Genomic DNA, 18,799 nt, shown 5'->3' on the forward strand with positions numbered 1-18,799 from the left:
ATCAGATGGGTACATCTTAGCGATACAACCCGTTTGACGGGTCATCTATGAAGCCGGAAGCTTCGTCCTCATGAACTTCAACCGGAGGCAAGCAGCATGACCATCAACGTACTTCCTGAGCCACGCACATCGGCCTCTGCATCGGCTTTCGCACGCATGCTCCCCGGCCTGGCCCTGAGCGGCGCCTTGGCTGCCACCGGTATCGCGCTGGGCCGCATCGCCTGGCTGCAGGACCATGGCTTCAGTGCGCTGACGCTGGCCATCGTGCTGGGCATGATCGTGGGCAACACGGTTTACCCGTGGGCCCCGCGCTGGGCGGTAGCCAGCGGCGCCGGCGTCAACTTCTCCAAGCAGAACCTGCTTCGCCTGGGCGTGGTGCTGTACGGCCTGCGGCTCACCGTGCAGGACATTGACCATGTTGGCATAGCTGGTGTCGCCATCGACACAATGATATTGGGCTCGACCTTCGCACTGGCCTGCCTCATCGGCACGCGCTGGCTGGGCCTGGAGCGCAAGACGGCGATGCTGATCGGCGCTGGCAGTGCCATCTGCGGCGCTGCTGCGGTGATGGCCGCCGAGCCGGTGGTCAAGGCGCGCGCCGAGCAGGTCACGGTGGCGGTGGCCACGGTGGTGGTGTTCGGCACGCTGGCGATCTTCCTGTACCCGGCGCTGTTCGAGCTGAACCGGCACTGGGCGCTGATCCCCGGCGGCGCCAACGGGTTCGGCATCTACGTCGGATCGACCATCCACGAGGTGGCCCAGGTGGTGGCCGCAGCACGTTCGGTGGGCCCGGACGCAGCCAACTCGGCCGTCATCGCGAAGATGGTTCGAGTAATGATGCTGGCGCCGTTCCTGGTGATGCTGTCGGCTTGGCTGGCGCGCGACAGCACCCTGCAAGCCCTGGTGGAGGCAGAGCATGCTCACGCCAAGGGTCAACTCGCTGTGCCCTGGTTCGCCTTCGGCTTCGTCGCGGTTGTGTTGCTCAATTCGCTGCAATGGCTGCCGGCGTCGGTGGTGGCAGTGACGATCGAGATTGACACCGCGCTGCTGGCGATGGCGATGGCTGCGCTCGGCCTGGCCACGCACATCGGCGCCATTCGCAAGGCCGGGGCCAAGCCGCTGCTGCTGGCGTTGATCTTGTTCGGCTGGCTCATCGTCGGAGGCGCGCTCATCAACCGCTGGGTGCCGGCCCTGCTGGGCTGAAGCCTCGAATTCACGGCCCAGGGCCCTGACCCTAAATTTCTTTGCACGCTCTGGAATAGACCGCATGCCGACGCCGTCTGCTCTTTTGTCGGGACCTATCGGACCCTTCGTCCAGCACTCACCCCCCTTCACTTCACACCAACCCTTCATCGGAGCCCACAATGTTCAAGACTTTCGCTTTCGCCGCCACCGCCCTGACGCTCGCCTCCGGCAGCGCCTTCGCCGCCCCCAGCGACGACGCCCGCACGCACTTCCAGGCCATCGCCTCGGGCGACACCCAGATCGTCATGCGTGCCTATGCCGACCAGGCCCAGCTGAACTGGGTAGGCGGCCCACTCGACGGCACCTATGCCACCACCGATGCCATTCGCGGCACCTGGGAGAAGTTCGGCAAGGCCGTCGGCCCACTGAAGCTCACAGTCGGCCAGATTGAAGAATCGGCCAACCCCAAGGGCGCCACCGTCTCGGCCAACGTCGTCTTCGAAGGCAAGATGCCCATCAAGGTGCGCTACGTGCTGACGTTCCGTGAAGGCAAGATCGTCAGTGAAACCTGGCAGATCGACCCCAAGCTGGCGGTGGCTGCGGCTTACTGAACGGCACGCAGCGTGGCTACTCTCCACCAGACCCTAAAGGACAACCCCATGAAGCACCTTTCGACTCTGGCCGCGCTGCTGATCACAGCGGCTTCCTTCGCGGCACCACTCACCGGCGCTATGGCTGCCGACGCGCCGGCCAAGCTCGCCAACGGCGCGCTGGTCGACGCCAAGGGCATGACGCTCTACACCTTCGACAAGGACGTGGCAGGCAGCGGCAAAAGCACCTGCAACGGCGGCTGCGCCGCGCTGTGGCCGCCCGCGATGGCCGCCGCCAGCGACCAACCCGCCGGTGCATACACGATCGTCATGCGCGACGACGGTGCGCGCCAGTGGGCCTACAAGGGCAAGCCGGTGTACACCTACCAGGCCGACCAGAAGCCCGGCGACCGCGCCGGCGACAACTTCAAAGACGTCTGGCACATCATCAAGGAATGACATTTGCTGTCGACTTCCGTCCAGACCCTCAGGCCACGACCCCCCGATGCAAGACGACGCAAGCCTGCTGAGCTGGGTGCCGCGCCTGCGCCGCTATTCGCGCGCACTGGTGAACAACCGTGACGACGCCGACGATTTGGTGCAGGACACGCTGGAGCGGGCCTGGGCCAAGTCGAACCTGTGGGGCGGCGTGGCCGACATGCGCGCCTGGCTCTTCAGCATCATGCACAACCTGCACGTCGATGGCGTGCGCCGTCCCAGGCTGCACACCGTGACCATGGACGACGACACGCCCGAAGTGCCGGTGGCGCCGACACAAACCGACAGGCTGGCTGTACTGGATCTGCAGGCTGCACTGGACTTGCTGCCCGTCGAGCAGAAGGAAGTGCTTCTTCTGGTGACGCTGGAAGACATGGCCTATGCCGATGTGGCGCAGGCCCTGGGTATCCCCATCGGCACCGTGATGTCGCGCCTGTCGCGAGGCCGTAAGCGCCTGCGCGGCCTGATGGAAGGCCGCGCAGAACCGGTGCGGCTGAAAGTCGTCAAATGAATGTATTGCGAAGCAACCCATGAATACCGACCGTCCGCCACCGTCCATTCCCCCGGTCACCGAGGCCGACCTGCATGCGTTCGTTGATGGCCGCCTGCCCGCTGAGCGCCAGGTCGAGATCGCCGCTTATCTGGCCGCACGCCCTGAAGACGCGCAGCGCTTGGAGGCCTACTGGGCGCATAAGCGCGAACTGCACGCCTTGTTCGATCCCGTGCTGGATGAACAGCCGCCGCAGCGCCTGCTGAAATCGGCGCGCCCGCGCGCCGTGCCGCAGACGCCTTGGTACCTCCAGCGCCTGGCCGCTGGGATCGCCATCGCCGTCATCAGCGGCGCCACAGGCTGGGGCTTGCGGGGCGGCCTGCCCGCGGGGGGCGACGATGCCGGCCGCATGGCCGCCGCGGCACCCGCCGAGCGCGGCCTGACGCTGGCGTCAGCGGGCGGCTTCGCGCAGCGCGCGGCGGTGGCTCACGCGGTATACAGTCCCGACCCGCGCCGCCCGGTCGAGGTGGACGCGGCGCACGAAGACCAGCTCGTGGCCTGGCTGTCCAAGCGCATGGGCGCGCCGATGAAGCCGCCGTACCTGCAGGCCCAGGGCTATACGCTGGAAGGCGGGCGCCTGTTGCCGGGCGGCCAGGGGCCGGTGGCGCAGTTCATGTACCGCAACGAGCTCGGCAGCAAACTGACGCTGTACGTATCCAACGATGTCGCCGACGTGGGCAGTGCCGCGGGGCCGGACAAGGCACTGCAGGCCAGCGTGAAGAACACAGACACGGCCTTCCGCTTCGCACGCGAAGGTGTGGTCAATGTCTTCTACTGGGTCGACGGTCCCTTCGGCTACGCCCTGTCGTCCGACGCCGACCGCAGCGTGCTGGCGCAGGTGTCGGCCGAGGTCTATCGGCAACTTGGCACCCCGCGCTGAAGGCCAGGGCGGCGTCGGCGCGACGCGCTGTCGGCATGCCCAGGGAATGAAACGGCCCGAGCCGCGCTCTTGACCTGAAGCAAGCGCTGGGCAGTGGTTCATCGGCGGCTCCCGGCCCACGACCCAAGCGATCACTCTCCACACCAACTCAGAAAGCACACATGACCACCCAACGCCGCGACATTCTCAAGTACACCCTGGCCGCCGCGGCAGCCAGCGCGCTGCCCGCAGCACATGCCCAGGCCCCGTCCGGCGCTTCAGCGGGAGCCGCAGCCACCGGCATCGACCCGCGCGACCGCGTCTTCATCACCAATGAAGACTCCAACACGCTGGTCGTCATCGATCCGAAGACGAACACCGTCGAGAGCACGATCAACCTGACCAGCTTCGACGAAGACCCGCGGCCTCCATTTCGCTACGTCACCGCCGGCGTGGCGCCGACACACGCGGCGATGATCCACAAGCCGCTGTACCACGGCTGCATCGACGCCCACGGCGCGGTGCCGTCGCCCGACGGCCGGCTGCTGGCCACCAGCGGGCGCGGCTCCAGCAACATTTATCTGATCGACGCCGAGCAGCGCCGCGTGATCGGCAACACACCCAACCCTGCGTCTGGGCCCACCACCAACCCCGAGCGCCTGAGTAGTGGCCTGCTGCTGGGCCGCGAACCGCACGAGCCCACTTTCACGCGCAACGGCCGCGAGCTGTGGGTCACGCTGCGCGGTGAAGACCGTATTGCCATCGTCGGCGTCGATCGTGCCGTTCGCCAGCTCAAGGGGGCCGACAGCCCGGGCTCCAGCGCGGTTCGCCAATACCTGCCCACACTGAGCGGCCCGGCGCAGGTGTGGTTCAACCGTGAGGGTACGTTGGCCTTTGTGGCCAGCCAGAAGGTGTCGAAGATCGACGTGTTCCGCGTCAACCCCGGCGCGGATGGCCACAGCCAACCGCAGCGGCTGACCACGCTGGACATCAGCGCACAGGACAAACCCGGCTTCACGCCCTTCATGAAGACCACACCCGACGGTGCCGAGGTGTGGTTCTCGCACAAGCTGGCTGATGCGGTGTCTTGCCGCTCGACGCAGGGTGGCTTCGACCTGATCGACACCGTGCCACTCGGCATGGGCGCTCGGCCCAACCACGTTGAGTTCGTGCGCAATGCGCGCGGCAGCGTGGTCTATGCCAGCCTGGCGCGCATCGACGATGGTGGCCCCGGCGGCGTGGCGTCGAGCCCGATCGCCATCATCGACCGCAGCGCTCCGGGCGGACAGCGCAAGGTGGTGGGCACCTTCTCCAGCCGTGGCCGCGAGTCGCACGGGTTGTGGACCAACCCCGAGAACACGCTGCTGTATGTGGCCCACGAACAGGACGAGCTGCCCGGCACGCCCAACGCGGGCCAGACCGTGTGCAGTGCATTTGATGTGAGCGACCCGCTGCGCCCGACCTTCATTGCGCAGATCCCCCTGGGCAATCTGACGCTGCCCTCTGGCGCGCTGCGCAACAAAAAGAGCATCAACCTCGTCTACGTGCGTGTGGGCGAGAAGGGCCAGACGGCATGAGCGGCGCGCACACCAGCCACGGCGCCAGCGCCGCGCACACCAGCGCATTCCAGCGGGATATGGACGAATCGATGGCCCGCATGATGCAGGCCATGCACAGCCCGGGCTACGCAGGCCAGGCCGACCAGGACTTTCTGGCGATGATGATTCCGCACCACGCCGGCGCTGTGGACATGGCGCGGCTGGTGTTGCAGCATGGGCGCGATCCTGTCACCCGGCAGTTGGCCGAGGAAATCATTGCCGGGCAGACGGTGGAGATCCAGAGCATGCAACGCCGACTGCACACCCTGCAGCAGCGCACAGCCAAAGGTGCGGAAGCGGAATTTCCGTCGCTGGGTGGGACGCGGGGGCCTTGATCGACAGCCCTAGGGAAAGTACCAATGAGCGCCACGGAATGAACCAAGCCATGCAGCGCTCTTGATCACCATGCTGTTCCAGTCTGCCGAGTCCCGCTATAACCAATGGGTGCGTGAGCACTACCGTTTTTTGCTGCGCAGTGCGTGGGCGCTCACTGGTTCGCGCGCCATTGCCGAAGACGTGGTGCAAGACTGTTTTGCCAACGCCTGGAAGCACCGGGAGCAACTGCGCGACGCTGCGCTGGCACGGGCTTGGCTCTTTCAGATCATGCGCCGCGCCGCCTTTCGCCAGGCCGCACCCAGCATGCAGTCGCTGGACGATGAAGAGCAGCCCGAGCAAGCGGCGCCCGACGCGGGGCTGGACGACAAACTCGATGTCGTCAAGGCGCTCGCGCGCCTGGCGCCCATCCACCGCGAGGTGCTGGTGCTGTTTTATTTCGACGACATGCCCACCGCCCAGATGGCCGAGGCGCTGGAGATCGCGCCCGGCACGGTGTTGTCGCGCCTAGCCCGTGCGCGCGACGCTTTGAAGCTGGCCATGGGGGTACCTGCGACACCCAAGGCCGATGTCAACGTTACCCCGTTTCGCAGGACCAAGACATGAGCCCCGATACCGACGCGCCTTTCCTGCCCGACAGCGAATTCGATTTGCGCGCGCGCGCCAAGTTGGCGATCGCCTTAGAGGCCAGCGACGCACCGGCACACCTGTACCGAAAGCCGCAGCCGCTGCTGGCGCGACGCGGCTTGCAGCGTTTTCTGGCTGCGCTTTTGCTGGCCGGTGGCACCAGCGGCGGGGTGCTCGCCGTGCGACCGCCAGCGATGGTGCGCGACGCGATCGACCACGAATACCACGAGCGCAGCTTGCGGGGCAGTTTCATGGAGCAGCGCCAGTTGCTCATGCACCTGGGCATGCGGGACGCCAACGTGGTGCCCGGGTTTCCCCAACTCATGCGGCCATGCGATATCGAAGGTCACCTCGCTTACCACCTCACCACGTTCTTCGAGAAGGGCGGCATGGTGACGGTGTATGCCTTTGACCAGTCTGTGGACCTGCGCGAGGCCAGCGGCTGGTGGAGCAACGTGCACTGGAAGGTGATCCGCTCGCGCGAGGGCAAGCCCTTGTTGCTGGTGGCCCAGAAAAAGAAGGCACTGGCGGTCGCGCAGACGGCACTGCAGGCACCTCCCGTGTCCGGGCCAGGCTGAGGCACCGCGTCCCTGTCAACGAATCAACCGCTCACCCCTTTCACCCCAACCGGCGCACGACGCCCAACCACCGGAGACCCCAGAAATGAACCAACAACCCACCTCGCTCCCCCGGCGCCACCTGCTGGCCGGCAGCGGCGCTGCTTTGGCTGCCGTTGGTCTGGCCAGCTTTGGCCGCACCGCAGCCGCTGCTGGTGAGACCGCGCCCGTCGCCTTGGCCGGTGCTGCCAAGCCTCTGCCAGCGTACGTGGGCTGGAAGGACCCGGCCAGCCTGATCGTGCACAGCAGCACCACCATTGAGACCAAGCGCAGTGTGTTCGGCACCAGCGTAATCACGCCGTCCGAGCAGCTCTACATCCGCAACAACCTGCCCGCGCCCGACGCCTCGATCCTGGGCAACCGCGATGCCTGGGAGATCAACATCGAGGGGGTGAAGAACCCGCGCAAACTCACGCTGGGCGACCTCAAGCGCATAGGCATCGAGACCACGGCGATGGTGTTGCAATGCTCTGGCAACGGACGCGGCTACTTCCCCAACAAGCCCAGTGGAACGCCTTGGCAAGTGGGCGCAGCAGGCTGTGTGGTGTGGAGCGGTGTGCCGGTGCGCTGGGTGGTGGATGCCCTGGGCGGCGTGGAGGCCGGCATGGCCTACCTCACCGGCACAGGCGGCGAAAAACTCCCCGATGGACTGGACCCCAAGAGCGTGATCGTGGAACGCTCGGTGCCTGCTGCCGCACTCGCCGATGCCCTGCTGGCCTGGGAAATGAACGGTGTGCCGATTTCGCTGGCCCACGGCGGCCCACTGCGCTTGATCGTGCCGGGTTACACGGGCGTGAACAACATCAAGTACGTCAAACGCCTGGCCTTCACCGCTCAGGAGACCGACGCACGCATCATGTCGCACGGCTACCGCATTTCACCGCCCGGCGCGAAGGGCGACCCGTCGCAGCCATCGGTGCAGGAAATGACGGTGAAGTCGTGGATCAACGGTCCCGGCACGGACGGCGCCCCGCTTAAAGCGGGTGACACACAGATCCATGGCGTGGCGTTTGGCGGCATGAACGCGGTGGCCAAGGTCGAGGTTTCTCTGGACGGCGGAAAAACCTGGCAGCTCGCGCGCATGGTGGGGCCCGACCTCGGCCGCTTTGCGTGGCGGCAGTTTGTTTTTGCGGCGCGCCTGCCGGCGGGCCAGTTCACCCTGGCGAGCCGAGCCACCGACACCGCAGGCAACGTGCAGCCCGAACAACGCATGGAAAACGCGGGCGGCTACAACAACACCAGCTGGGCCGACCACGCCGTGAAAGTGAGCGTGGCATGAAGCGCACAATCCAAAAACACGCGTTGGTCGCTGCCCTGTGGTCGTTGGCATTCACAGTGCTGCCCGTGCACGCCGCCGACGATGCCGCGCAACTTCAACAAGGCAAGGTGTTGTTCGGCCAAGGCGCGGTGCCTGCCTGCGCCCTGTGCCATGCGCTCAAGGACGCGGGAGCCGAAGGCGCCGTGGGCCCCAGCCTGGACGAGCTCAAGCCCGATGCCAAGCGCGTGGCCACCGCGCTGCGCAACGGCATTGGGCAGATGCCGTCCTACAACGGCAAACTCAGTGATGCGCAAATTGCCGCCCTGGCGGCCTACGTGGCCAAGGCTTCGGGTGGATCAAAGTGATGGCTGGTTGGCCACAGCGCTGTTGCGCCAACTGACAAAAAGGACGGGATCACCTGCAAACAGCGATCCCGACTGAGTGGCTGACCCAGGGCGGGTCAGCCACTCACCATCACTTGCCTGGTTTGATGTCGGGGACCACCATCCAGCCAGCCCCCATCATCACAACCGCCGGGAACTTCTCGCCGGCCTAAGTCTTGCCCAGCATGGCCTTGTGCTCGCGGTAAGCCATCAACGCTGGCGACACGCCCAGGTGATTGATCGCACCATGCTTGATGCTGCTGCAGTCTTGCTCGTCGAGCTTGCAGATCTCTGCACGCTGTTGTCAACTCTCTAGCAATGTCAACTGCGCGCCTGAAACCTGTCTCTGCGCATTACCACGATGCATGAATAGGAGTGATCGCAATCCGGCACGCCAAGGGCATTCACGTTGAAAACTCGAACGGCAGCAACCGCTGCATTGAAGTCAGTCGCCATGACTATTCTTTTACAGTCGCCGTATCACCAAATCCGCTCCCGCTGCTCCTCCCACAGCGCAGGCGGATCCACAGCAAGATCAAACAGCGTCAGGTGGTCCGGCAGCCCATCCTCCAGGATTGCCTCGACGATGTCGGGTGCCAGCGTGGTCAGGTTCACCATGCGGCTGACGTAGCTGTTGTCGACTCCCTCCAGTGCTGCAATTTCAGTCAGGTTTTTCACCTTGCCGGACTCCAGCATGGCCAGCCACCTGTGGCCCCTGGCCAGCGCCAGTTGCAGCGGTGTGGCCGCCACGTCCCACGGCCGTAGCAGTTTGCCCGGCTGACCTGATTGCCCGTTAGGCAGCGTCATTTGTTTGCGCCCACTGCGGCGCTTGATCTGAATCGGTACCGAAAGCGTGATCCGTCCGTCGCTGGATTGAATTACTTCTGTAGTGCCAGTGGATCTGATTTGAATCTCGCTCATGCCATGGCCTCCGACTCCATTTCTGTGGCTGGCTCGGGCTGCAGTTTATTGTGATGCAACTCAAGCACCAGTCGCTGGATACCTGTGGGATGCAAATCCATCGACATGTTGTTGGGCGAGACATTCACCTGACGAACCAGCAACCGCACAATCCGCATCTGCTCGGCAGGGAACAACTGGTCCCAGACATCGTCGAGCCGCTTCATGGCCACCGTGACGATGGCCTCGTCCAGCGTAGGGTCGTATTTCTGGGCCTGCGGCAGAACATCTCTGACCACATCCGGCGAGCGTAAATGGCCACGCAGTTGCTCCAGTACCGCCGACTCCAACTCCGCCGCTGGCATGCGGGGCAGGCCCGATGCACCGGCGTGCTCCTTGATATCGCGCTGGGGCACGTAGTAACGGTAGCGGCGACCGTTTTGTTTGGCGGTTTGAAATGGCGACATCGCGCGGCCGTCGCTCCCAAAGACGATGCCTTTGAGCAGGTACTGCGTCTTGGCTCTGGTCGTGGTGGCTCGCACACGTCCATTGGTGCTGAGGATCGCGTGGACATCGTCCCAAATGGACTTCGTGATGATCGGCGGGTGCTCCGCCTGGTACCAAAGCTCCTTATGACGCAACTCACCCAGGTAGGTGCGGTTGTTCAGGACCTTGTAAATCAGCCCCTTGTCGATGGGCTTGCCCTCCCGTACTCGACCGTCCTGAGTAGTCCAGGCTTTTGAGGTCACACCGTCCAGTCGTAATTCCTTCACCAACTTGGTGGTCGAGCCCAGTTCCACAAAGCGCTGGAAGATGTGCGCGATCGTCTTGGCTTCGGCGTCATTGGGAATCAGACGACGGTTGGCAACGTCATAGCCAATCGGGGGGATGCCGCCCATCCACATCCCCTTGCGTTTGCTTGCTGCAATCTTGTCCCTGATTCGCTCGCCAGTCACCTCGCGTTCAAACTGCGCAAAGGACAGCAGCACGTTGAGCATGAGTCGGCCCATGGACGTGGTCGTGTTGAATTGCTGGGTGACCGAGACAAAGGACACGCCTTGCCGCTCAAAGACTTCGACCATCTTGGAGAAGTCAGCCAGGCTGCGGGTCAACCGGTCGATCTTGTAGATCACGATCACATCAATTTTCCCGGCCTCAATGTCGGTCATCAGTCGCTTGAGTGCGGGCCGCTCCATGTTGCCGCCGGAGAAAGCTGGGTCGTCGTAGTCGTCGGCCACAGCGATCCAGCCCTCGGCGCGCTGGCTGGCGATGTAGGCATGCCCGGCGTCGCGCTGGGCATCAATAGAGTTGTATTCCTGGTCCAGTCCTTCTTCGCTGGACTTGCGCGTGTAAACCGCGCAGCGCATGCGGCGTTTCAATACTTCGCTCATTTGGAGCCGCCTTTCTTGGCGGTGGATTTGGCGGCGTAGTCCTTGAGTCCAAAAAAGACAGGCCCAGACCAGCGGCTGCTGGTGATCTCTCGCGCAATCATCGAGAGGCTGCGGTAAGGGCGACCTTCAAATTCGTACTGGCCGTCGGCCGTGGCGATCACCTGGTGCACCTTGCCGTGGTACTCGCGTGTGAACAGTGTGCCGGGCGTGGGGTGGAAATCCCGGTCGCGCTTTCTGAGCTTGCCGGTGGCAATCAGCGAGGCGATCTTCTTGTTGTTGCGCTCCAGCAGCCCCGGGTCGACTTTGCGAAATTCGACCTCCTGAAGTTTGTAGGCAAGCTGGCGCTCCAGAAACTGGCGGTTGTGGGTAGGTGTTTCTCCGCCAAACAGCTTTCGCCACAGGGCTTTGATCTCGGGAAACGGCAGGTTGGGCAGTTCATGCACCTGTGCCACCGCAGTCCGGGGTGCGGTTGCGGGCGTTTTGCTTGTTTTCATGTGAACCTCGTTCATTTGTTGATGAGGTCTGTATGAACGCTCTGGTCACCAGAGAAGCCAAGTAAAACTTTGCGCTCAGTGGCAGGTATCTGACGCTTGACCAGGTTTGACTGGCGCAGCCGGACCAGGCCCTTTGCGAGGATGGCGGCGATCTCCAGCCGACGCTGATCAGGTGTCATGCGCTCTGGCGGGAGGTGGTTGATGCTGTTTTTTAGGCTCATTGGGTAGCGTTCCGTGTTGACAAACTTGTGTAGACAAAATTGTCTTTAAGGGCTGCTTCCAAGGCCAGCAGGGAGTTGCGGGCTGGTGTGGGTTAGTGCGGGTTCCTGCGGGTTAACGCCTGAAATCATCGTAAAAAAGGTTTTTTGCGATTGAAGACACAAGATCATTGCAAAGTGAACGATCGTTCTCTACAATGATTCCGTGAAGAAAACAATCAACGATCTCGAACACCTGGCCACCTTGCAGGACTATTACGCCCAACACCGGGTGTTGCCCTCGTACACCCGTCTGATGTCGCTCCTGGGGTTCGCCTCCAAGTCCGGTATCAAAAAGGTGCTGGAGCGGCTGGAGGCTGCGGGCATGCTGGAGCGCACCTCTGATGGCGATTGGTCCCCGACTGATCGCTTCTTTGACCGCTCAATTGCCAACCTGCCGGTTGCCGCTGGCATGCCCCTGCCAACAGCCGACGAGGGTGGCGAGCAGATGACGCTGGACCGATTTTTGATCGCCCGGCCAGCCAACACGGTGCTGGTGCGGGTCAAAGGCGACTCAATGATCAATGCCGGGATCCACAGCGGAGATCTGGCTGTGGTCGAGCGACGCAGCCAGGCCAACCCCGGAGAAGTGGTGGTCGCGGTCGTTGATGATGAATTCACACTAAAAACACTCGGACGAGACAAAGACGGATATCACCTGCTTCCCGCCAACCCGGATTTCCCCACCATCCGGCCCAACGGCAAACTTGAGATTTTTGGGGTTTTGGTTGGCCTTGTGCGCAAATACTCATGAGGCAAACCAATAATGAAAATATTCAACCCTGCACATTTCCTGCGTCACATTTCGATGCCCACCCTGCGCGAATTCACCGACGCGCATCCCCTGGGCCAGGGCCTGGCCATTGACTGGAGCCTGGCGCAGGAACTGTTGCCCACCGTGGTCAATGACGCAGTCGCGTTGCTTGAAGCGACTATGCAGGGTGCAGAGATGACGCAAGCCGAGCGCGAGTCGGTTGAATACAAGCTGCACCTCTGGCACGACGACTTGCGCCGTGCACACCTGATGGCCAACGATCTCTCCATCCAAGAGTTTCAAACGTCGTGCGCCGGTGACCGCGAGGTTCGGGAGGCATTTGTCAGCCGGGACGCCCGTGAAAAGTCGCTGTGGATGCTGACCTTTCGGGATGACCTGTTTCGCCAAGTTGAATTGCACATTGCCTTTCAGGCCAAGTCCAATGGCAAGTACTGGAAAAAACACCGCATCCAGCCTGGGCTCGACCCAATGCAAGACCGCATCAAACTCGATGCCTTTTGCCACGAGGTGGCCAAGCTTTACAAAAGCGTGGGCGGTGGCGATGGCACTCACATTGAGGTCAGCAAACGGGCCGCCGACGGTAGCGTGCAACTGACCATTTACATCGAAGGCCCCGTCACGGCGATCGCACATTTTTCCGAGAATAGTTTTAAGCGCATCAACACCCGCATCGCGCTGGAGACCGCGTTGGTGTACCAGCCGTCGACCGGCTTCATTGAAACCATCGTCAAGGGTGGCGCTAAAAACCATGGCGCAGTGCTGGAACTCTTTGGCAAGCATGTGGTGGAGACAGCCATCAAGCCTGAAGAAATTGAGAAGACGCGCTACAAACTCAACGCATTGCGCGACGGCATGATGGAGCCGTTTGAGGACTGGTCAGCTTATGGCGTCGAGAAGGTTCGTTTGCGTCGTGCACGCTTTACACCCATGGGACGCACCGGCATTTCGTTTCAGGTGGAAGCACTACCAGCCAAAGACCAGGACGATGCAATCCGGCTGGCGCTGAAAGGCCTCAGGGTGCATCACTCTTTCGAGTCGGAGTACAACATGAGCAGTGCCTCGGTCATCGTCTACACACTGGCTACCGAAAGCCGCAAGGCCGGACACTTCAGCTTTGACATCTCCGCCACGGGCTCTTCGACCATCAAAAACTTGTCCGACAAGAATCAGCCAACGGCGCTGGCTGTCCTGCGTTCACTGAATGTGATCGAAGCAGAAGAGGTTGCGGCGTGAGTCTTGCGCAAATCAGTGCCACCAGCGTGTTGTGCCAACTCCTTGAGCGAGAAAAGCCCGAGGTCAATGGCATGACTCTGTTGGGTGGTGAATATGGAAACGCCGGACGAGATTTGTTGCGTGAACGACTGCTCGTGGTTGGCGCGTCACTCTCGCATGTGACCTGCCCTGAGTGTGGAGTGGAATTGGCGCGCGTCGTTCGTGATCTCGCCCATGAAAACATCCTGCTCTCCTGCGATGAATGCGGCGAAGTCAATAGCCCGAGGTCATTGCAAGAAACCTACAAGGTGAGCCTGCCCAAGTTCATCGATCGGCTGATGCTTGGGTTGGGAATCCAGCCCAACGTCAAGAAAGAAGTTGCCACCGAGGTGGCCTGGCGTATCGGGGTCACGGAGCCTGTGCGCGGCAAGCCGCTGACCTGGTACTTTGCTCGCCACCTGCATGACCACAGGGTGGCGCAGCGGCTGGTGGAAACTATCAAGCAGGACCAGGCGCACAAGTCTGCAAAGGTGCTCACCAGCAGCGCTTTGCCACTGCCCGAGGGCTCGCCCCTGAGTGACTTTGATGTGGTCCACCTCAGTGACGTTGCACGCATCTCGCAAAGCAAGTTTGAGTTCTTCAGTGACCGCATGACCGTGCCCGTTGCCGCTCCGGTTGAGGACCCCAAGTTTCGAACTACCCTGCGCCTGGTTCGCACTGAGAGCAAGGCGCGCGTGGATGGCGTTGACTATGCGCTGGAGCCACGACAGAAAGATTTATTGCTGGCGCTGATGGACGATTTTGATCGTGAGATGGACCGTGATGCATTGCGTACAGCATGCAGATCACAAGCCGATTCGTTTTCGCCAAGCAAGGTGTTTGAACGAATTCCGGTGGTCTACAAGCAATTCATCAAGTACCAGTCCGGTGACGGCGTTTACGCCTTGCAAATACCGGAGGAAGACCGTGACTGGCTGACCTGAGTCACTGCAAACCTCTCAAGCCTAAGCTTTAACCTGCAACAGCCCGCAGGTCCATCCCAAACCCGGCGCTCACTAGTACGAGCCCGGGTTTTTTGCATTTTGTCCGCACGAAACGCATTTGAGGAATGCCGCTGAGGAGTCTGAGGAACGGCTTGAGGAATCCCGATTGTTGAAATTCATCTCACTGGTTAGCGAGGCAAACGAGCTTCAAAAAACCGGGGTTTTTTCAACACCAAGGAGATTCAATTGCAATTCGCAGAAAAGGTCAAGCACCTCAACCAAACCCAGTTAGCAGAGCGCTGGGACGTCGCTGAAGCGACGCTAGAAAGATGGCGCAGCGACGGCATCGGTCCGGTCTTCATGAAGATCCAGGGCCGCGTGCTGTACCGCGTCGAAGACATCGAAGCTTTCGAGTCCGACAGCTTGCGCCAAAGCACCTCCAGTGCAGTGGGAGGTGCAGCATGAGCACGCTACCGCTTGATCATCCCGATCAAATTTTGTCCATTCCCGTGGGCACATTGGCTGAGCAATCCGGCGAGTCGCTGTTCCAGCTCAAAAACAATGCAGCCGATTTTTTGGTGATGGCCAAGACCATCGTCGAGCACATCGACCGCGCGCTGGATTTGAAGTACTCAGCGCAGGCCCACCAACTGCGCCTGGCTGCAGGCAAAGACACCGGCGTGGTTCATTTCGATGACGGCCGCGTGCACATCACTGCTGATCTTCCCAAAAAGATCGAGTGGGACCAGGCCCGCCTCGCTGACATCACGCAGCGCATTGCCGCCAACGGCGACAACCCGGCCGAGTACGTCGAGATCAGCTACCGCGTCTCGGAAACCAAGTTCAACGCGTGGCCCGAATCGCTCAAGAGTTCGTTCTCTGCGGCCCGCACCCTGAAAACCGGCAAGCCGGGCTTTCGCCTCGCACTTCAAGGAGAAAACAAATGAGCCTTCCCATCATCACGGCTGACCAGCGGCTGGCCGAACGCCGTGGCGTCAAAGGCGTACTCGTCGGCAAAAGCGGCATCGGCAAAACCTCGCAGCTGTGGACCCTCAAACCCAGCGCCACTTTGTTCTTTGACCTGGAAGCGGGCGACCTCGCAGTAGAAGGCTGGGCCGGTGACACGGTGCGCCCACGCACATGGCAGGAGTGCCGTGACTTTGCCGTCTTCATTGGCGGCCCCAACCCGGCGCTGCGCGATGACCAGCCCTACAGCCAGGCGCACTTTGATGCGGTGTGCCAGCGCTTTGGCCAGGCCTCGGCCATGGACAAGTACGACACCGTGTTCGTGGACTCGATCACCGTGGCTGGGCGTTTGTGCCTGCAGTGGTGCAAAGGACAACCCCAGGCATTTTCAGAAAAAACCGGCAAGCCTGATAGCCGGGGTGCTTACGGTTTGATGGGTCAGGAAATGATCGGATGGCTCACCCACTTGCAGCACACCCGTCGCAAGAACGTGTGGTTCGTCGGTATCTTGAACGAAGCGCTGGACGACTTCAACCGCCGCGTTTTTTCTCTGCAGGTTGATGGATCCAAAACCGGACTGGAGTTGCCCGGCATCGTCGATGAGGTGGTCACGCTGACCGAGCTCAAAGGTGATGACGGCACCAGCTACCGCGCCTTTGTTTGCCACACGCTCAACAACTGGGGCTATCCGGCCAAAGACCGTTCGGGTCGCCTGGACGCCATTGAGGAGCCCGACCTGGGCCGCCTCATGGAAAAGATTGCTGGCCCGGCCAAGCCCGCACCAGAGCGGCTCGACTTTGCAAGGCCCGCCAGCAATGTTCCTGCTTTGCCAGAAGCCCGCACCTCAGCTGAGACAAGCACAGACACCAGCTTCGACCCCACTTCCTTCAACCCCACTCAGGAGTCCTGAACATGACTTACTTCGATTTCAATTCCGCATCTGAACAAACCTCTTTCGACCTGATCCCCAAAGGCACGCTGGTGCGCGTGCGCATGACCATCAAACCCGGCGGCTTCGACGACGCCTCGCAAGGCTGGACCGGCGGTTACGCCACCAGGAGTAGCAGCACCGGCTCGGTATACCTGAATTGCGAATTCGTGGTGACCGATGGTGAGTTTGCACGCCGCAAGATGTGGTCACTCATTGGTCTGCACAGTCCCAAGGGACCTGAGTGGGCCAACATGGGCCGCACCATGGTGAAGGCCATCCTGAACTCGGCGCGCAACGTCCAGCCGGGTGACAACAGCCAGGCCGCGCAAAACGCCCGGCGTATCAGTGGCTTTGCGGATCTGGATGGTATTGAGTTCCTGGGCAAGGTGGACTGGGACAAAGACCAGAACGGCCAGGACAAGGCGGTCATCAAGGCGGCAGTGACGCCTGACAACAAGGACTACGCCGCTGCCATGGGTGCGCCGCGTACACCAGCTCCAGCTTCTGCATCTGCCGGTGCTGCGCCCGCAGCCAATGCCTATGCCCAAGCCACAGGTCGTACGCCGGTTCCCGGTCGTCCGAGCTGGGCGCAGTAAGCGAGGGTCACCACCATGATGCTTCGACCCCGCCAATCCCTGCTGGTCCAACGCACCCTGGACGCTCTCGCCCAGCATGGCAACACGCTGGCTGTCGCGCCCACCGGGTCTGGCAAGACCATCATGTTGTCGGCGGTGGTCGGCAAGATGTTGTCTGAACCGGATGCCAAGGCCTGTGTGCTGGCACACCGCACCGAACTGACCAGTCAGAACCGGGCCAAGTTCTCCCGCGTCAATCCGGGCTTGAGCACCTCGGTGTTTGATGCCCAGGAAAAGTCCTGGGCGGGTGATGCCACCTTTGCGATGGTGCAAACCCTCTCGCGGCCCATGAACCTTGCTCAGATGCCCACGCTTGATTTACTGGTCATCGATGAGGCGCACCATGCGTCCTCACCCAGCTACCGGGTGGTCATCGACCAGGTGTTGGCCAAGAATCCCAAGGCTGCCATTTGCGGGCTGACCGCTACGCCCAACCGGGGTGATGGAAAGGGCCTGCGCGAGGTGTTCTCTAACGTGGCCGACCAGATCAGTCTGGGCGAGATGATCGCCAGCGGCCATCTGGTCTCACCGCGAACCTTTGTGATTGATGTCGGTGCGCAGGAAGCATTGCAGAACGTGCGCCGCACAGCGATCGACTTCGACATGGAGCAGGTGGCCACGATTCTCAACAAATCGCTAATCACTGAGGCCGTGATTGCGCACTGGAAGCAAAAAGCGGCAGACCGCAAGACCATCGTTTTTTGTTCCACCGTGGCCCACGCGCAGAGTGTCTGCGATGCGTTTGTGGCTTCCGGTGTGTCGTCCGTGCTGATCCATGGCGAGCTGTCGCAGGTTGAACGCCAAACAAGGCTGCAAGCATTTGAGACCGGCAGCGCCAAGGTGGTGGTCAATGTGGCGGTGCTCACCGAGGGCTACGACTACACACCCACGTCTTGTGTGGTGTTGCTACGCCCGAGCTCCTACAAGTCGACCTTCATTCAGATGGTTGGGCGTGGTCTTCGCACAGTGGATCCGCAGGAGTTTCCTGGCGTCATCAAGTCCGATTGCGTGGTGCTGGATTTCGGCACAGCCAGTCTGATGCACGGTGCGCTGGAGCAAGAGGTCAACCTCGATGGCCACACGCATGAGGGTGAAGCCCCCACCAAAGAGTGTCCGGAGTGCGAGGCCGTAGTGCCGCTGTCCTGCATGGAGTGCCCGTTGTGCGGCCATGTCTGGGAGCGCCAGCCAGAGGACACCGGCGCACTGTCGGATTTCATAATGAGTGAAATCGATCTGCTCAAGCGCTCGAATTTCCGGTGGTGCGATCTGTTTGGTTGTGACGACGCATTGATGGCCACGGGCTTTACGGCCTGGGGCGGCGTGTTTTTCCTGAATGGGCGCTGGCATGCCATTGGTGGAGCCAAGTCGCTGCGTCCCACCCTGCTGGCTGTGGGCGAGCGCACCGTGTGCATGGCGCGCGCTGATGACTGGCTCAACGACCACGAGTCTGCCGACTCGGCGCACAAGACCCGGCGCTGGCTCAACGAACCACCCACGGTCAAGCAACTGGTCTACCTGCCAGAGGCGATGCGGACCGACTTTGGCATGACCCGCTACCAGGCCTCCGCTTTGTTGTCGTTTCAGTTCAACCGCAAAGAGATTCAGCGCCTGGTCACCGCTGCCAATGACGCGCATCACGGCAGCGCCACCAGCCACAGCAGCTACCCCTATGTTTTGGAGGCAGCTTGAAGTGCGCGGTCTGTGCCCGCCAGGCCAAAGGCTACGGCTGGTTTAACCCCAGCCTCAAACGAAGCGAC

General features: G+C 61.9%; 23 protein-coding genes. 19 read left to right on the top strand and 4 right to left on the bottom strand.

Annotated features, from left to right (window positions below):
- Nucleotides 1–96 precede the first annotated feature (96 nt).
- The 11 genes from B9Z40_RS16070 (at nucleotide 97) to B9Z40_RS16120 (ending at nucleotide 8,480) form a co-directional block, all read left to right on the top strand.
- Nucleotides 97–1,203, top strand: coding sequence for a YeiH family protein (locus tag B9Z40_RS16070; protein WP_100174373.1), 1,107 nt, complete (start codon nucleotides 97–99; stop codon nucleotides 1,201–1,203).
- A 161-nt stretch (nucleotides 1,204–1,364) separates the two neighbouring features.
- Nucleotides 1,365–1,796: a nuclear transport factor 2 family protein gene (locus B9Z40_RS16075; RefSeq protein WP_008904227.1), complete on the top strand. Its 432-nt coding sequence runs from the start codon at nucleotides 1,365–1,367 to the stop codon at nucleotides 1,794–1,796.
- Between the two features lie 120 nt (nucleotides 1,797–1,916).
- Nucleotides 1,917–2,234 carry a hypothetical protein gene (locus B9Z40_RS16080; protein ID WP_231624607.1) on the top strand — a complete coding sequence of 106 codons (318 nt, stop codon included), beginning with the start codon at nucleotides 1,917–1,919 and terminating at the stop codon, nucleotides 2,232–2,234.
- A 46-nt stretch (nucleotides 2,235–2,280) separates the two neighbouring features.
- Nucleotides 2,281–2,784, top strand: a complete 504-nt coding sequence (locus B9Z40_RS16085) for an RNA polymerase sigma factor (protein WP_100174374.1) — start codon at nucleotides 2,281–2,283, stop codon at nucleotides 2,782–2,784.
- Nucleotides 2,785–2,803: 19 nt separating this feature from the next.
- Complete coding sequence (locus tag B9Z40_RS16090) at nucleotides 2,804–3,703, top strand: anti-sigma factor (RefSeq protein ID WP_100174375.1); 900 nt, start codon at nucleotides 2,804–2,806, stop codon at nucleotides 3,701–3,703.
- 161 nt (nucleotides 3,704–3,864) lie between these two features.
- Nucleotides 3,865–5,259 (top strand): YncE family protein, encoded by a 1,395-nt coding sequence (locus B9Z40_RS16095; RefSeq protein WP_062405660.1) that lies wholly within the window; start codon nucleotides 3,865–3,867, stop codon nucleotides 5,257–5,259.
- Nucleotides 5,256–5,615, top strand: coding sequence for a DUF305 domain-containing protein (locus B9Z40_RS16100; protein WP_008904210.1), 360 nt, complete (start codon nucleotides 5,256–5,258; stop codon nucleotides 5,613–5,615). Before B9Z40_RS16095 ends, B9Z40_RS16100 begins: the two co-directional genes overlap by 4 nt.
- Nucleotides 5,616–5,685: 70 nt before the next feature.
- Nucleotides 5,686–6,219, top strand: a complete 534-nt coding sequence (locus B9Z40_RS16105) for an RNA polymerase sigma factor (RefSeq protein WP_050813810.1) — start codon at nucleotides 5,686–5,688, stop codon at nucleotides 6,217–6,219.
- Entirely contained in the window at nucleotides 6,216–6,818 is a 603-nt protein-coding gene (locus tag B9Z40_RS16110; protein ID WP_100174376.1) for a hypothetical protein, read from the top strand. The genes B9Z40_RS16105 and B9Z40_RS16110 overlap by 4 nt, the downstream gene beginning before the upstream one ends.
- A gap of 85 nt (nucleotides 6,819–6,903) precedes the next feature.
- On the top strand, nucleotides 6,904–8,136 hold the full coding sequence (locus B9Z40_RS16115) for a sulfite oxidase (RefSeq protein ID WP_041484972.1): 1,233 nt from the start codon (nucleotides 6,904–6,906) through the stop codon (nucleotides 8,134–8,136).
- Complete coding sequence (locus B9Z40_RS16120) at nucleotides 8,133–8,480, top strand: cytochrome c (RefSeq protein WP_008904214.1); 348 nt, start codon at nucleotides 8,133–8,135, stop codon at nucleotides 8,478–8,480. Before B9Z40_RS16115 ends, B9Z40_RS16120 begins: the two co-directional genes overlap by 4 nt.
- A gap of 498 nt (nucleotides 8,481–8,978) precedes the next feature.
- Here the strand turns inward: B9Z40_RS16120 and B9Z40_RS16125 are convergent, their stop codons facing one another.
- Genes B9Z40_RS16125 through B9Z40_RS16140 form a run of 4 tightly spaced genes read right to left on the bottom strand, consistent with a single transcriptional unit; the run spans nucleotide 8,979 to nucleotide 11,504 of the window.
- A complete protein-coding gene (locus tag B9Z40_RS16125) occupies nucleotides 8,979–9,419 on the bottom strand; it encodes a LacI family transcriptional regulator (protein WP_100174377.1) in 441 nt (146 codons plus the stop codon).
- Complete coding sequence (locus B9Z40_RS16130) at nucleotides 9,416–10,789, bottom strand: recombinase family protein (protein WP_100174378.1); 1,374 nt, start codon at nucleotides 10,787–10,789, stop codon at nucleotides 9,416–9,418. Before B9Z40_RS16130 ends, B9Z40_RS16125 begins: the two co-directional genes overlap by 4 nt.
- Nucleotides 10,786–11,283, bottom strand: a complete 498-nt coding sequence (locus tag B9Z40_RS16135; protein ID WP_233204942.1) for a DUF2924 domain-containing protein — start codon at nucleotides 11,281–11,283, stop codon at nucleotides 10,786–10,788. The genes B9Z40_RS16130 and B9Z40_RS16135 overlap by 4 nt, the downstream gene beginning before the upstream one ends.
- Before the next feature lie 11 nt (nucleotides 11,284–11,294).
- Complete coding sequence (locus B9Z40_RS16140; RefSeq protein WP_100174380.1) at nucleotides 11,295–11,504, bottom strand: hypothetical protein; 210 nt, start codon at nucleotides 11,502–11,504, stop codon at nucleotides 11,295–11,297.
- 202 nt (nucleotides 11,505–11,706) lie between these two features.
- On the opposite strand from B9Z40_RS16140, the gene B9Z40_RS16145 reads away from it, so the two are divergent.
- The 8 genes from B9Z40_RS16145 (at nucleotide 11,707) to B9Z40_RS16180 (ending at nucleotide 18,731) form a co-directional block, all read left to right on the top strand.
- Complete coding sequence (locus B9Z40_RS16145) at nucleotides 11,707–12,294, top strand: LexA family transcriptional regulator (protein WP_199172586.1); 588 nt, start codon at nucleotides 11,707–11,709, stop codon at nucleotides 12,292–12,294.
- Between the two features lie 12 nt (nucleotides 12,295–12,306).
- Nucleotides 12,307–13,548: a glycine hydroxymethyltransferase gene (locus B9Z40_RS16150; protein ID WP_233204943.1), complete on the top strand. Its 1,242-nt coding sequence runs from the start codon at nucleotides 12,307–12,309 to the stop codon at nucleotides 13,546–13,548.
- Complete coding sequence (locus B9Z40_RS16155) at nucleotides 13,545–14,510, top strand: TFIIB-type zinc ribbon-containing protein (RefSeq protein ID WP_100174381.1); 966 nt, start codon at nucleotides 13,545–13,547, stop codon at nucleotides 14,508–14,510. Before B9Z40_RS16150 ends, B9Z40_RS16155 begins: the two co-directional genes overlap by 4 nt.
- Before the next feature lie 246 nt (nucleotides 14,511–14,756).
- A complete protein-coding gene (locus tag B9Z40_RS16160) occupies nucleotides 14,757–14,975 on the top strand; it encodes a helix-turn-helix domain-containing protein (RefSeq protein ID WP_100174382.1) in 219 nt (72 codons plus the stop codon).
- Nucleotides 14,972–15,457 (top strand): hypothetical protein, encoded by a 486-nt coding sequence (locus B9Z40_RS16165; protein ID WP_100174383.1) that lies wholly within the window; start codon nucleotides 14,972–14,974, stop codon nucleotides 15,455–15,457. Before B9Z40_RS16160 ends, B9Z40_RS16165 begins: the two co-directional genes overlap by 4 nt.
- Nucleotides 15,454–16,386 (top strand): ATP-binding protein, encoded by a 933-nt coding sequence (locus B9Z40_RS16170; RefSeq protein WP_100174384.1) that lies wholly within the window; start codon nucleotides 15,454–15,456, stop codon nucleotides 16,384–16,386. Before B9Z40_RS16165 ends, B9Z40_RS16170 begins: the two co-directional genes overlap by 4 nt.
- Before the next feature lie 2 nt (nucleotides 16,387–16,388).
- The gene (locus B9Z40_RS16175) at nucleotides 16,389–17,003 is read left to right on the top strand and encodes a hypothetical protein (RefSeq protein ID WP_100174385.1); all 615 of its coding nucleotides are present in this window, start codon (nucleotides 16,389–16,391) and stop codon (nucleotides 17,001–17,003) included.
- Nucleotides 17,004–17,018: 15 nt separating this feature from the next.
- On the top strand, nucleotides 17,019–18,731 hold the full coding sequence (locus B9Z40_RS16180; protein WP_100174386.1) for a DEAD/DEAH box helicase: 1,713 nt from the start codon (nucleotides 17,019–17,021) through the stop codon (nucleotides 18,729–18,731).
- The last annotated feature ends 68 nt before the right edge of the window (nucleotides 18,732–18,799 follow it).

It is taken from the genome of Limnohabitans sp. 15K, assembly GCF_002778285.1.
Taxonomy (GTDB): domain Bacteria; phylum Pseudomonadota; class Gammaproteobacteria; order Burkholderiales; family Burkholderiaceae_C; genus Limnohabitans_A.

Coding starts and splice junctions, on each gene's coding strand:
- B9Z40_RS16075 (WP_008904227.1), top strand. CDS start 1,365: ATGTTCAAGACTTTCGCTTTCGCCGCCACCGCCCTGACGCTCGCCTCC.
- B9Z40_RS16140 (WP_100174380.1), bottom strand. CDS start 11,504: ATGAGCCTAAAAAACAGCATCAACCACCTCCCGCCAGAGCGCATGACA.
- B9Z40_RS16130 (WP_100174378.1), bottom strand. CDS start 10,789: ATGAGCGAAGTATTGAAACGCCGCATGCGCTGCGCGGTTTACACGCGC.
- B9Z40_RS16170 (WP_100174384.1), top strand. CDS start 15,454: ATGAGCCTTCCCATCATCACGGCTGACCAGCGGCTGGCCGAACGCCGT.
- B9Z40_RS16095 (WP_062405660.1), top strand. CDS start 3,865: ATGACCACCCAACGCCGCGACATTCTCAAGTACACCCTGGCCGCCGCG.
- B9Z40_RS16105 (WP_050813810.1), top strand. CDS start 5,686: ATGCTGTTCCAGTCTGCCGAGTCCCGCTATAACCAATGGGTGCGTGAG.
- B9Z40_RS16090 (WP_100174375.1), top strand. CDS start 2,804: ATGAATACCGACCGTCCGCCACCGTCCATTCCCCCGGTCACCGAGGCC.
- B9Z40_RS16165 (WP_100174383.1), top strand. CDS start 14,972: ATGAGCACGCTACCGCTTGATCATCCCGATCAAATTTTGTCCATTCCC.
- B9Z40_RS16085 (WP_100174374.1), top strand. CDS start 2,281: ATGCAAGACGACGCAAGCCTGCTGAGCTGGGTGCCGCGCCTGCGCCGC.
- B9Z40_RS16150 (WP_233204943.1), top strand. CDS start 12,307: ATGAAAATATTCAACCCTGCACATTTCCTGCGTCACATTTCGATGCCC.
- B9Z40_RS16135 (WP_233204942.1), bottom strand. CDS start 11,283: ATGAAAACAAGCAAAACGCCCGCAACCGCACCCCGGACTGCGGTGGCA.
- B9Z40_RS16080 (WP_231624607.1), top strand. CDS start 1,917: ATGGCTGCCGACGCGCCGGCCAAGCTCGCCAACGGCGCGCTGGTCGAC.
- B9Z40_RS16070 (WP_100174373.1), top strand. CDS start 97: ATGACCATCAACGTACTTCCTGAGCCACGCACATCGGCCTCTGCATCG.
- B9Z40_RS16175 (WP_100174385.1), top strand. CDS start 16,389: ATGACTTACTTCGATTTCAATTCCGCATCTGAACAAACCTCTTTCGAC.
- B9Z40_RS16180 (WP_100174386.1), top strand. CDS start 17,019: ATGATGCTTCGACCCCGCCAATCCCTGCTGGTCCAACGCACCCTGGAC.
- B9Z40_RS16100 (WP_008904210.1), top strand. CDS start 5,256: ATGAGCGGCGCGCACACCAGCCACGGCGCCAGCGCCGCGCACACCAGC.
- B9Z40_RS16120 (WP_008904214.1), top strand. CDS start 8,133: ATGAAGCGCACAATCCAAAAACACGCGTTGGTCGCTGCCCTGTGGTCG.
- B9Z40_RS16110 (WP_100174376.1), top strand. CDS start 6,216: ATGAGCCCCGATACCGACGCGCCTTTCCTGCCCGACAGCGAATTCGAT.
- B9Z40_RS16115 (WP_041484972.1), top strand. CDS start 6,904: ATGAACCAACAACCCACCTCGCTCCCCCGGCGCCACCTGCTGGCCGGC.
- B9Z40_RS16125 (WP_100174377.1), bottom strand. CDS start 9,419: ATGAGCGAGATTCAAATCAGATCCACTGGCACTACAGAAGTAATTCAA.